General features: G+C 58.1%; 10 protein-coding genes. 8 read left to right on the top strand and 2 right to left on the bottom strand.

The window, feature by feature from the left end:
• Positions 1–40: 40 nt before the first annotated feature.
• A complete protein-coding gene (gene rep, locus ACMGGK_RS23300) occupies positions 41–2,065 on the top strand; it encodes a DNA helicase Rep (protein ID WP_004934177.1) in 2,025 nt (674 codons plus the stop codon).
• 32 nt (positions 2,066–2,097) lie between these two features.
• Here the strand turns inward: rep and ppx are convergent, their stop codons facing one another.
• Both ppx and rhlB read right to left on the bottom strand, forming a co-directional pair.
• Positions 2,098–3,594 (bottom strand): exopolyphosphatase, encoded by a 1,497-nt coding sequence (gene ppx / locus ACMGGK_RS23295; RefSeq protein ID WP_016929512.1) that lies wholly within the window; start codon positions 3,592–3,594, stop codon positions 2,098–2,100.
• Positions 3,595–3,599: 5 nt separating this feature from the next.
• Entirely contained in the window at positions 3,600–4,886 is a 1,287-nt protein-coding gene (gene rhlB / locus ACMGGK_RS23290; protein ID WP_015376249.1) for an ATP-dependent RNA helicase RhlB, read from the bottom strand.
• Between the two features lie 131 nt (positions 4,887–5,017).
• On the opposite strand from rhlB, the gene trxA reads away from it, so the two are divergent.
• From trxA to rffG, 7 genes are all read left to right on the top strand, one after another.
• On the top strand, positions 5,018–5,344 hold the full coding sequence (trxA, locus tag ACMGGK_RS23285) for a thioredoxin TrxA (protein WP_004934187.1): 327 nt from the start codon (positions 5,018–5,020) through the stop codon (positions 5,342–5,344).
• A 400-nt stretch (positions 5,345–5,744) separates the two neighbouring features.
• Positions 5,745–7,004, top strand: coding sequence for a transcription termination factor Rho (gene rho, locus ACMGGK_RS23280; RefSeq protein WP_004934188.1), 1,260 nt, complete (start codon positions 5,745–5,747; stop codon positions 7,002–7,004).
• Between the two features lie 289 nt (positions 7,005–7,293).
• Positions 7,294–8,391 (top strand): UDP-N-acetylglucosamine--undecaprenyl-phosphate N-acetylglucosaminephosphotransferase, encoded by a 1,098-nt coding sequence (gene wecA / locus ACMGGK_RS23275; RefSeq protein ID WP_028127624.1) that lies wholly within the window; start codon positions 7,294–7,296, stop codon positions 8,389–8,391.
• Between the two features lie 20 nt (positions 8,392–8,411).
• Positions 8,412–9,464, top strand: coding sequence for an ECA polysaccharide chain length modulation protein (gene wzzE, locus ACMGGK_RS23270; protein WP_016929509.1), 1,053 nt, complete (start codon positions 8,412–8,414; stop codon positions 9,462–9,464).
• An 85-nt stretch (positions 9,465–9,549) separates the two neighbouring features.
• Complete coding sequence (wecB, locus tag ACMGGK_RS23265; protein ID WP_049300316.1) at positions 9,550–10,680, top strand: non-hydrolyzing UDP-N-acetylglucosamine 2-epimerase; 1,131 nt, start codon at positions 9,550–9,552, stop codon at positions 10,678–10,680.
• Positions 10,677–11,939, top strand: coding sequence for a UDP-N-acetyl-D-mannosamine dehydrogenase (wecC, locus tag ACMGGK_RS23260; RefSeq protein ID WP_049300315.1), 1,263 nt, complete (start codon positions 10,677–10,679; stop codon positions 11,937–11,939). Before wecB ends, wecC begins: the two co-directional genes overlap by 4 nt.
• On the top strand, positions 11,936–13,003 hold the full coding sequence (gene rffG, locus ACMGGK_RS23255; protein ID WP_049300314.1) for a dTDP-glucose 4,6-dehydratase: 1,068 nt from the start codon (positions 11,936–11,938) through the stop codon (positions 13,001–13,003). Before wecC ends, rffG begins: the two co-directional genes overlap by 4 nt.
• The last annotated feature ends 14 nt before the right edge of the window (positions 13,004–13,017 follow it).

Genomic DNA, 13,017 nt, shown 5'->3' with positions numbered 1-13,017 from the left:
CAATTCCCTTCCACGTTTTACAGTCGAGCAAGCCAGCACCATGCGATTAAACCCCAGCCAACAACAAGCCGTCGAATTCGTTACCGGGCCCTGCCTGGTGTTGGCCGGTGCCGGTTCCGGCAAGACGCGCGTTATCACCAACAAGATAGCCCACCTGATCCATCATTGCGGCTATCAGGCGCGGCACATCGCCGCCGTGACCTTTACCAACAAAGCCGCGCGCGAGATGAAAGAGCGCGTGTCGCAAACCCTGGGGCGCAAAGAGGCGCGCGGGCTGATGATTTCCACCTTCCACACCCTGGGGCTGGAAATCATCAAGCGGGAATATGTGGCGCTGGGCATGAAGTCCAACTTCTCGCTGTTCGACGACCAGGATCAGCTGGCGCTGTTGAAAGAGCTGACCGAAAAGTGGCTGGAAAGCGATAAAACGCTGGTGGCGCAGCTGATTTCGACCATCTCCAACTGGAAAAACGACCTGATCGATCCCCAGCGCGCGGCGGAGCTGGCGCGCTCGGAGCGCGACAAGCTGTTCGCCCACTGCTACGGCCTTTACCACGCCCATATGCGGGCGTGCAACGTGCTGGACTTCGATGACTTGATCCTGCTGCCGACGCTGCTGTTGCAACGCAACGAAGAGGTGCGCGAACGCTGGCAGCAGCGCATCCGCTATCTGCTGGTGGATGAGTACCAGGATACCAACACCAGTCAGTACGAGCTGGTGAAGCTGCTGGTGGGCAACCGCGCGCGCTTTACCGTGGTGGGCGACGACGACCAGTCGATCTACTCCTGGCGCGGCGCGCGGCCGCAGAACCTGGTGCTGCTGAAGGAAGATTTCCCGGCGCTGCAGGTGATCAAGCTGGAACAAAACTACCGTTCCAGCGAGCGCATTCTGAAGGCGGCCAACATTCTGATCGCCAATAACCCGCACGTGTTTGAAAAGCGGCTGTTTTCTGAACTGGGGTATGGCGAAGAGCTGAAGGTGGTGACCGCCAACAATGAGGATCACGAAGCCGAGCGGGTGGTGGGGGAGTTGATCGCCCACCACTTCGTGAAAAAGACCAATTACGGCGACTATGCGATCCTGTACCGCGGCAACCACCAGTCGCGGGTGTTTGAAAAGATGCTGATGCAGAACCGCATCCCGTACAAGATTTCCGGCGGTACGTCGTTCTTCTCTCGCCCCGAGATCAAGGATCTGCTGGCTTACCTGCGCGTGCTGACCAACCCGGAAGACGACAGCGCCTTCCTGCGCATCGTCAATACCCCCAAGCGCGAGATCGGCCCGGCGACGCTGCAGAAGCTTGGCGAGTGGGCCAACCAGCGCAACAAGAGTTTGTTCCATGCCAGCTTCGATCTGGGGCTGAGCCAGCATCTGACCGGGCGCGGGTTGGAATCGCTGCAGCGTTTCACCCACTGGCTGGGCGGCATCGCCCAGCAGGCGGAGCGTGAGCCGGTGGCGGCGGTGCGCGATCTGATCCGCGGCGTGGATTATGAGAGCTGGCTGTTTGAAACCTCGACCAGCCCGAAGGCCGCCGAAATGCGGATGAAAAACGTCAACACGCTGTTCGGTTGGATGACGGAAATGCTGGAAGGCAACGATCTGGACGAGCCGATGACGCTGACCCAGGTTGTGACGCGCTTCACTCTGCGCGACATGATGGAACGCGGCGAAAGTGAAGAGGAGCTGGATCAGGTACAGCTGATGACGCTGCACGCCTCAAAGGGGCTGGAGTTCCCTTACGTGTTCCTGGTGGGCATGGAAGAGGGTCTGCTGCCGCACCAGAGCAGCATCGACGAAGACAATGTCGATGAAGAGCGGCGTCTGGCCTATGTGGGGATCACCCGCGCGCAAAAAGAGCTGATTTTCACCCTGTGCCGCGAGCGCCGTCAGTACGGCGAGCTGGTGCGGCCGGAGCCGAGCCGGTTCCTGCTGGAGCTGCCGCAGGACGATTTGGCGTGGGAAACCGAGCGCAAAGTGGTGAGCCCGCAAGAGCGGATGCAGAAGGGGCAGAGCCATCTGGCCAATATTCGCGCCCAGCTGGCCAAGGCCAAAGGCGGGAATTAAAAAGAAAGGGCGCTCATCGCGCCCTTGTCATGTCAACGTTGTTCTTCCAACCGCAGCGTCCAGTGGACGTAGCTCTGCCAGTGGCTTTCCTGCTCCAGCGCCTCGGCGCGCAGCGGATGCTGTTCCAGCCAACCCGGCGGCAAGATCACCGTCAGTTCATCGTCCTGATTGGCGCGTAATCGCACCGCCGGCAGCGTGTCGTCGCGACGGCGGCTGGCGAAGATGATCGCCAGGCGCAAAATGCGGCACAGACGCTGCGCAGTGCGCGGCGGCAGGGCGTTTTGCTGGTTCAACAGCGACAGGTCGAGGGTGTTGCTCTGGTTTTGCAGCAGGGTGGCCAGCAGTTTTTTCTGCGCCGGGGTAAAGCCGGGTAAGTCCAGGTGGCGGATCAGGTAAGCGGCGTGTTGCGGCGCCTGTTTGAAATCGACGCTAAGGCCGAGTTCGTGAATCAGACTGGCGCTGTGCAACAGCTCGCGACATCGCGCATCCAACTGCCACTCGTTGGCGACTTGCTGCGAGAAGTTGGCGGCGAGCTGGCTGACGCGTTCGGCCTGCTCGGTATCGATCAGGTAACGGCGCTGCAGGTTGCGGATGGTGCGGATGCGAATATCCTGCTCCACCGGCAGATGCAGCATGCCGTAAACCAGGCCTTCACGCAGCGCCCCGCCGGCCAGCATCATGCTCTCGATGCCCAGCTCCTGGAAAATGGCCAACAGAATGGACAGGCCGCTCGGGAACACCAGCGCGCGCTCCAGCGTCAACCCTTCGATCTCCAGCTCTTCCAGCTTGCCGCACTGAATGGCGCGCTGTTTCAGCTGGCGCAGTTTGGGCAGGGTGATGCGCTCATCCATGCCCTGCGCCACCATGATTTCCTGCAGCGCTTGCACGGTGCCGGAAGCGCCGACGCAGATCTGCCAACCTTGCTGGCGCAATTGCGGTGCGATCGGCCGCACCATGTCGCGCGCGGCCTGTTCGGCGCGCTCGAAGTTTTCTTGCCCGAGGTTGCGATCGCTGAAGTAGCGTTCCAGCCAGGTGACGCAGCCCATCGACAGGCTATACAGCTGCGTTGCCTGTGCGCCGGTGCCGGTGACCAGTTCGGTGCTGCCGCCGCCGATGTCGACGACCAGCCGGCGATCCGGCCCGCCGGTGGTGTGCGCGACGCCGTGATAGATCAGCCGTGCCTCTTCTTCGCCGCTGATCACCTGTACCGGGCAGCCGAGGATTTGCTCGGCGGCCTGCAGGAACTCATCGGCGTTGGACGCCAGACGCAGCGTGGCGGTGGCGACGACGCGGATCTGCTCGCGCGGTATGTCCTGCAGGCGTTCGGAGAACAGCCGCAGACACTGCCAGCCGCGTTGCATGGCTTCATGCGACAGGTGATTGTTCTGATCCAGCCCGGCCGCCAGGCGCACTTTGCGCTTGATCCGCGCCAGAGTCTGAATGCTGCCGGCCACCTCGCGCACTACCAACATGTGGAAGCTGTTGGAGCCGAGATCGATGGCAGCATAAAGCGTGCTGGAACTGAGCATGGCGATCAGCTCGAACGTTTACGGTTGTTGCGCGGCGCGCCGCCGCGACGAGGCGCGGAGTTGCGACGTGGGCCGTTGCCGCCGCGCGGGCGCGACAGGCGCTTCGGCGCCGGCAAATCGGTCAGCAGCGCATCGCTGTTGTACTTGCTCACCGGAATGCTGTGGTCGATATAGGTCTCGATCGCCGGCAGGTTGAGCGCATACTCTTCACACGCCAGGCTGATGGAGTGGCCGCTGGCGCCTGCGCGGCCGGTACGGCCGATGCGGTGCACGTAGTCTTCGCAGTCGTCAGGCAGATCGTAGTTGAAGACGTGCGTGACGGAAGGGATGTGCAGACCGCGCGCGGCGACGTCGGTGGCGACCAGAATATCGAGGTTGCCTTTGGTGAAGTCGTCGAGGATGCGCAGGCGTTTTTTCTGCGCCACGTCGCCGGTCAGCAGGCCGACGCGGTGACCGTCGGCGGCCAGATGGCCCCAGATGTCTTCGCAGCGGTGCTTGGTGTTGGCGAAGATGATGGCGCGATCCGGCCACTCTTCTTCGATCAGCGTCTGCAGCAGACGCATTTTTTCTTCGTTGGACGGGTAGAACAGCTCTTCTTTAATGCGGTGGCCGGTTTTCTGTTCCGGTTCCACTTCAACATATTCGGCGTTGTTCATCTGCTCGAAGGCCAGTTCGCGTACGCGATAGGACAGGGTAGCGGAGAACAGCATGTTCAGGCGTTGATCGGCCGCAGGCATGCGGCGGAACAGCCAGCGGATGTCTTTGATAAAGCCGAGATCGTACATGCGATCGGCTTCATCCAGCACGACGACCTGCATCGCGCCGAGATCGACATAGTTCTGCTTGGTGTAATCGATTAAACGGCCGGTGGTGCCAATCAGAATGTCCACGCCGCTTTCCAGCACTTTCAGCTGTTTGTCGTAGCCGTCGCCGCCGTAGGCCAGGCCCAGCTTCAGGCCGGTGCTCTGGGAGAGGGCTTCCGCATCGGAGTGGATTTGCACCGCCAGTTCACGCGTAGGCGCCATGATCAAGGCGCGCGGCTGATTGGTCTGGCGATCCTGTTTCGCCGGGTGGGTCAGCAAATAGTGAAAAGTAGACGCCAAAAACGCCAGCGTCTTTCCGGTACCGGTTTGCGCCTGACCTGCAACGTCACGCCCGGAGAGCGTGAGCGGCAATGCTAACGCCTGGATGGGCGTGCAATTGTGAAACCCTTTTTTCTCAAGGGCTTCAAGGACTAACGGGTGCAGGGCGAAGTCGGAAAACTTCTGTTCGGTCAAGTGTGTTTTGCTCATAGTGTGGTAGAATATCAGCTAACTATTGCTTTACGAAAGCACATCCGTTGAAATAAACGCGGTGCAATAAAATCACCTTGAGTTGGTTAATGCTACACCAACAAGGTAGACATAATCCTGTGGAGTAGAACATGAGCGATAAAATTATTCACCTGACTGACAGCAGCTTCGAAGCTGACGTGCTGAAAGCGGAAGGGCCGATCCTGGTCGATTTCTGGGCTGAATGGTGTGGGCCGTGCAAGATGATTGCTCCGATTCTGGATGAGATTGCCGAAGAGTTCGAAGGCAAACTGACCATCACCAAGCTGAATATCGATCAGAACCCGGCTACCGCGCCTAAGTACGGTATCCGTGGCATCCCTACGCTGTTGCTGTTCAAGAACGGTGAAGTGGCCGCGACCAAGGTTGGCGCGTTGTCCAAAGGTCAGCTCAAAGATTTCCTGAACGCGAATCTGTAATCGGGCGGGAAGCCCAGTATCAGGCGCCTGGCGGTGATGTTCAATTCACCGCTAGACGCCTGCCAAGAAGCGTGTTAAGTTTAACCACACTGCATATAGAACTTGCCCGAAGTTTTAAATCTAAAGAGTTTGAATCTAAAGCTATACTCTGTGTCGAACCACTGGCGTTGAAAGTAAACTGAACTCAGCCCGTGTTTTGGCAATCAAACGGTTTTGCAAAAATCATTTTTAAGGTACCTTCGATCTTCAACCGTCAATGCGTGCGCCCGATGTAAGCCATTTCTTACCGCGACGGCTCTGCGCCCGGTGATCGAACGTCCAGTAAACAGGCACGCATTTCGCTGCCATACCATTCACGATACAAGTTCGAGACATACCCCGAGTTTAAGAACCCACCACTATGAATCTTACCGAATTAAAGAATACGCCGGTTTCTGAGCTGATTACTCTCGGCGAAAATATGGGGCTGGAAAACCTTGCCCGCATGCGCAAGCAGGACATTATCTTCTCCATTCTGAAGCAACATGCGAAAAGCGGAGAAGATATCTTCGGCGACGGCGTGCTCGAGATATTGCAGGATGGATTCGGTTTCCTCCGCTCTGGAGACAGTTCCTACCTCGCCGGTCCCGACGACATCTACGTATCTCCTAGCCAAATCCGCCGCTTCAACCTCCGCACAGGTGACACCATTTCCGGTAAGATTCGTCCGCCAAAAGAAGGCGAGCGCTATTTTGCCCTGTTGAAAGTCAACGAAGTCAACTACGACAAGCCGGAAAACGCCCGCAGCAAGATCCTGTTCGAGAACTTGACGCCGCTGCACGCCAATTCCCGTCTGCGGATGGAGCGCGGCAACGGCTCGACCGAAGACCTGACGGCGCGCGTACTGGATCTGGCGGCGCCGATTGGCCGCGGCCAACGTGGCCTGATCGTGGCACCGCCGAAAGCCGGTAAAACCATGCTGCTGCAGAACATCGCGCAGAGTATCGCCTACAACCACCCAGACTGCGTGCTGATGGTGCTGCTGATCGACGAACGTCCGGAAGAAGTGACCGAGATGCAGCGTCTGGTGAAGGGCGAAGTGATCGCCTCGACCTTCGACGAGCCGGCTTCGCGTCACGTGCAAGTGGCCGAAATGGTGATCGAGAAGGCCAAGCGCCTGGTTGAGCACAAGAAAGACGTGATCATTCTGCTCGACTCCATCACCCGTCTGGCGCGCGCCTACAACACCGTGGTACCGGCCTCTGGCAAGGTGCTGACCGGTGGTGTGGACGCCAACGCCCTGCACCGTCCGAAGCGTTTCTTCGGTGCGGCGCGTAACGTGGAAGAGGGCGGCAGCCTGACCATCATCGCGACTGCGCTGGTTGATACCGGTTCGAAGATGGACGAAGTGATCTACGAAGAATTTAAAGGCACTGGCAACATGGAATTGCACCTGGCGCGTAAAATCGCCGAGAAACGCGTATTCCCTGCGATCGATTACAACCGTTCCGGTACCCGTAAAGAAGAGCTGCTCACCACCTCCGAAGAGCTGCAAAAAATGTGGATCCTGCGCAAAATCATTCACCCGATGGGTGAGATTGACGCGATGGAGTTCCTCATTAATAAGTTGGCGATGACCAAAACCAACGATGAATTCTTCGATATGATGAAACGCTCATAATTCGTTAAAAAATTCGCTGAACGCCACGCCTAGTCGTGGCGTTTTTTGCTTTTGGCGGATACGATAAGTAGCGGTAATGGAAAAGTAAGTTGTTTCTACGACTTATTGAGAATTCTTCTTGTTTTCGATATCTGAGTATGCGGCATGTTACTGCCGGAATTGGCCGCGGTGCTGGGGCGAATGAGAATGAATTCCCGCATCATAAGAAATGACTGAAAGGCAACGGGATCTCATGGCATAGCCTGTCGCCCATGTTAAGCTGCCTATCTTCTTACGAGATCTGTTAATTGTGAACCTACTCACTATGAGTACTGAAATTCTATTTGTTTTCCTATTCTCCTTAGCTTTCCTCTTTGTTGCCCGTAAGGTAGCGAAACGTATTGGGTTGGTTGATAAGCCGAACTATCGTAAACGTCACCAAGGATTAATTCCGTTGGTTGGCGGTATTGCGGTCTATGCCGGTCTATGTTTCGCTTTCTTTATATCGGAACAAAAGATTGCACACAGTGAACTTTACCTCACCTGCGCGGGCATTTTAGTGTTCATCGGTGCCTTGGATGACCGTTTTGATATCAGCGTTAAGATCAGAGCGTTAGTTCAGGCATTGGTAGGCATTGCCATGATGGTGTTCGCCGGTTTGTATCTGCGCAGCTTTGGCCATGTACTGGGGAACTGGGAAGTCTTACTGGGTCCCTTTGGCTATTTGGTGACGCTGTTTGCGGTATGGGCGGCTATCAATGCTTTCAATATGGTTGACGGCATTGATGGCTTGTTGGGTGGGTTGTCGTGTGTCTCCTTCGGTGCGCTGGGCCTGCTGCTGTACCTGAGCGGCCATAACGAGCTGGCGTTCTGGTGCTTTGCGATGATCGCTGCCATCGTTCCCTATATTTTGCTCAACCTCGGTATCCTCGGCCGCCGCTATAAAGTGTTTATGGGTGATGCCGGCAGCACCCTGATCGGCTTTACCGCCATTTGGTTGCTGCTGCAAAGTTCGCAGGGAGCCACTCGCTCGATCAATCCGGTGACGGCGCTGTGGATCATCGCGATTCCGCTGATGGACATGATAGCGATCATGTATCGTCGCTTGCGCAAAGGAATGAGTCCCTTCTCTCCCGATCGTCAACATATTCACCATCTGATCATGCGCGCCGGTTTTACGCCAAGGCAGGCTTTTGTGCTCATCACTCTGGCTGCCGTGTTGTTAGCTGCAGTTGGCGTGATCGGCGAGCGCCTGACTTTTATCCCAGAGTGGGTTATGTTGGCATTATTCTTGCTTGCTTTCTTCCTGTACGGTTACTGCATCAAGCGCGCCTGGCGGGTTGCGCGGTACATTAAGCGTATCAAGCGTCGCCTGCGGCGTTCGAGCGATAACAAGCAAGTATCTTAACCAGAGGCTTTTTGGCTGTGATGAATCCAGAAACAACGTCTGACAAGCATACCCCGGCGGTGGATAACGAACTCGATATCCGCGGCCTGTGCTGCACCCTGTGGCGCGGCAAACCGTGGATTATCGGCATTGCGGTGCTGTTCGCGGCGGTCGCGTTGATCGTCTCTTATCTGGTTAAGCAAGAGTGGAGCGCGACCGCAATCACAGACAAACCCACGGTGAATGCGTTGGGCGGTTACTACTCCCAGCAGCAGTTCCTGCGTAATCTGGATGTGCGCACGCTGCCGGCGACGGCCGGCGATCAGCCGAGCATCGCGGATGAAGCGTACAATGAGTTCATCATGCAATTGGCGGCTTACGATACGCGTCGCGATTTCTGGCTGCAGAGTGATTACTACAAGCAACGTCAGGAAGGGGATGCCCGCGCCGATGCGGCGCTGCTCGACGAGCTGATCAACAACATCCTGTTCACGCCGCGCGACGACAAAAAAGTCCCGAATGACGGCGTGAAGCTGACGGCGGAAACCGCGGCGGACGCCAACCGCCTGCTGCGTCAATACGTGACCTTCGCCAGCCACCGCGCTGCCCTGCACCTGAACGAAGAGATCCAGGGGGCGTGGGCCGCTCGTACCACCTCGATGAAGGCACAGGTCAAGCGCCAGGAAGCGGTCGCGGAGTCGGTTTACAAGCGCGAGCTGAACACCACGCAGCAGGCGCTGAAAATCGCCGAGAGCCAGGGGATCAGCCGCACGCAAACCGACACCCCGGCAGAACAGTTGCCGGATTCGGATCTGTTCTTGCTGGGCCGGCCAATGCTGCAGGCGCGTCTGGAAGGCCTGCAGGCCTCCGGCCCGACCTACGATCTGGATTACGATCAGAACCGCGCAATGTTGGCGACGCTGAACGTTGGCCCGACGTTGGATGAGAAGTTCCAGACCTACCGTTATTTGCGCACGCCGGAAGAGCCGGTAAAACGCGACAGCCCGCGCCGGGTATTCTGGCTGATTCTGTGGGGCGCGATGGGCGCTTTGGTTGGCGCGGGTGTTGCCTTGGCGCGTCGGCCGCGTAGTTAAAAATAATATAATAATCTGATGCAGGGCGCGTGAGCGCCCCATTCGCAGGCTGGGCCTGCGATTAACCGACCAAAAGAGATTCGCTGTGAAAGTGTTGACTGTTTTCGGCACCAGGCCTGAAGCCATTAAAATGGCACCGCTGGTACATGCACTGGCCCAGGATGAGGCTTTTGAAGCAAGAGTCTGCGTAACGGCACAGCATCGTGAGATGTTGGATCAGGTATTGCGGTTGTTCGGGATCACGCCGGATTACGACCTGAACATCATGAAACCCGGCCAGGGGCTAACGGAAATCACCTGTCGCATCCTGGAAGGGCTGAAAGGGGTGCTGGAAGACTTTAAACCGGACGTGGTGCTGGTGCACGGCGATACCACCACCACGCTGGCGACCAGTCTGGCAGCGTTCTATCAACGCATCCCCGTCGGGCATGTCGAGGCCGGGCTGCGCACCGGCAATCTGTATTCTCCCTGGCCGGAAGAGGCCAACCGCAAACTGACCGGCCATCTGGCGATGTTCCACTTCGCGCCGACCGAGAACTCGCGCCAAAACCTGCTGCGCGAGCTGCTGCCGGACAACCGTATTTTTGTGACCGGCAATACGGTGATCGACGCGCTGTTCTGGGTGCGCGATCGCGTGATGAGCGATGCTGCGCTGCGCGCTGGCCTGGCGCAGCGTTACCCGTTCCTCGATGCCGACAAAAAACTGATTCTGGTCACCGGCCATCGCCGGGAAAGCTTTGGCGGCGGTTTTGAGCGGATTTGCAGCGCGCTGGCGGAGATCGCCCGCAGCCACCCGGAAGTGCAGGTGGTGTACCCGGTGCATCTCAATCCGAATGTCAGCGAGCCGGTGAATCGCATTTTGAAAGGCATCGACAACGTCATGCTGATCGAGCCGCAGGATTATTTACCGTTTGTCTATCTGATGACCCACGCTTACATGATCCTGACCGACTCCGGCGGCATTCAGGAAGAGGCGCCCTCGTTAGGCAAGCCGGTGCTGGTGATGCGCGATACCACCGAGCGCCCTGAGGCGGTAGATGCGGGCACGGTGCGCCTGGTCGGCACCGATGTGGCCAAAATTGTTGAAGCGGTGACCCGGCTGTTGACGGACGAAAGCGAATATCACGCGATGAGCCGGGCGCACAACCCATACGGCGACGGGCATGCCTGTCAGCGTATCCTCGAAGCTTTAAAGAATCATCAGGTGACACTATGAGTTTTAACACTATTTCGGTTATCGGCCTGGGTTATATCGGCTTGCCAACGGCGGCGGCGTTTGCTTCTCGCAAGAAAAAAGTGGTGGGTGTAGATGTTAACCAACATGCGGTAGATACCATTAACCGTGGCGCGATCCATATCGTCGAGCCGGATCTGGACAAAGTGGTCAAGGCCGCCGTCGACGGCGGTTTCCTGCAGGCGGTGACCAAGCCGCTGGCGGCCGATGCATTCCTGATCGCGGTGCCTACGCCGTTCAAGGGCGATCACGAGCCGGATCTGGCCTATGTCGAAGCGGCGGCGAAATCGCTGGCGCCGGTGCTGAAAAAAGGCGATCTGGTGATCCTCGAATCCACCTCGCCGGTGGGCGCCACCGAACAGATGGCGGAATGGTTGGCGCAGGCGCGCAGCGATCTCAGCTTCCCGCAGCAAGCGGGCGAAGCGGCGGACGTGAATATCGCCTACTGCCCGGAGCGCGTGTTGCCGGGGCAGGTGATGGTAGAGCTGATTCAAAACGACCGCGTGATCGGCGGCATGACGCCGAAGTGCTCGGAACGTGCCAGCGCGCTGTACAAGATTTTCCTCGAGGGCGAATGCGTGATCACCAACTCGCGCACTGCCGAGATGTGCAAGCTGACGGAAAACAGCTTCCGCGACGTGAATATCGCCTTTGCCAACGAATTGTCGTTGATCTGCGCCGAACAGGGGATCAACGTCTGGGAACTGATCCGCCTGGCGAACCGCCATCCGCGGGTGAATATTTTGCAGCCGGGGCCGGGCGTAGGCGGTCACTGCATCGCCGTCGATCCGTGGTTTATCGTGGCGCAAAACCCGCAGCAGGCGCGCCTGATCCACACCGCACGCCTGGTGAACGACGGAAAACCGCTGTGGGTGGTCGACCGGGTGAAAGCGGCGGTGGCCGATTGCCTGGCCGCCACCGATAAGCGAGCGTCCGAGGTGAAAATTGCCTGCTTCGGCCTGGCCTTCAAGCCGAATATCGACGATTTGCGTGAAAGCCCGGCGGTAGAAGTGGCGCACCTGATCGCCGAATGGCACGTCGGCGAAACGCTGGCGGTGGAACCGAACGTCGAACAGTTGCCGAAGTCGCTGGCGGGCCATGTCACGTTGACGCCAATCGCTGAGGCGTTGCAGCAGGCCGATGTGATCGTGATGTTGGTCGATCACCAACAGTTCAAGGCCATCCGGCCGGAAGAGATCAAGCAAAGCTGGGTGGTGGATACCAAGGGAGTCTGGCGTTGAAGCGTATCTTGGTGACCGGTGGCGCCGGTTTCATTGGCTCCGCAGTTGTGCGGCACATCATCGAGGCCACCGGCGACAGCGTGGTGGTAGTGGATAAGCTGACCTATGCCGGTAACCTCGAGTCGCTGGCGGTGGTGGCCGAGAGCGAGCGCTATGCTTTCGAACAGGTCGACATCTGCGATCGTGCTGAGCTGGATCGGGTATTTGCCCGGTATCAGCCGGACGTGGTGATGCACCTGGCGGCGGAAAGCCACGTCGATCGCTCTATCGATGGCCCGGCGGCCTTTATCGAGACCAACGTGGTTGGCACTTACACGATGCTGGAAGCGGCGCGCCATTACTGGCAGCCGTTGGCGGCGGAGAAGAAGCAGTCTTTCCGTTTCCATCATATCTCCACCGACGAAGTGTACGGCGACCTGCACGGCACCGACGATCTGTTCACCGAAACCACGCCATATGCGCCGAGCAGTCCGTATTCCGCCTCCAAGGCGTCGAGCGATCATCTGGTGCGTGCCTGGTTGCGCACCTACGGTTTGCCGACCCTCGTGACCAACTGTTCGAACAACTACGGCCCTTATCACTTCCCGGAAAAGTTGATTCCGTTGGTGATCCTGAATGCGGTAGCCGGCAAACCGCTGCCGGTATACGGCAACGGCGCGCAGGTGCGCGACTGGCTGTATGTCGAGGATCACGCGCGCGCGCTCTATCAGGTCGTGACCGAAGGCGTGGTAGGCGAAACCTACAATATCGGTGGCCATAACGAGCGCAAGAATATCGAAGTGGTGCAGACCATTTGCGATCTGCTGGAAGAACTGGCGCCGAACAAGCCGCAGGGCGTGGCGCACTACCGCGATCTGATCACTTACGTGAAGGATCGCCCGGGCCACGATATGCGTTACGCCATCGACGCCGGCAAAATCGATCGCGAGTTGGGTTGGCGGCCACAGGAAACGTTCGAAAGTGGCCTTCGCAAAACCGTGGTTTGGTACCTGAACAACGAAACCTGGTGGCGCCGGGTGCAAGACGGTTCTTATGCCGGCGAGCGTTTGGGGTTGTCAGATTAATCTAACGCCGCGCC

Source organism: Serratia sp. BNK-33-b, assembly GCF_048684565.1.
In the GTDB taxonomy this organism is placed as follows: domain Bacteria; phylum Pseudomonadota; class Gammaproteobacteria; order Enterobacterales; family Enterobacteriaceae; genus Serratia; species Serratia marcescens.
This window is presented reverse-complemented; position numbering and strand designations above follow the sequence as displayed.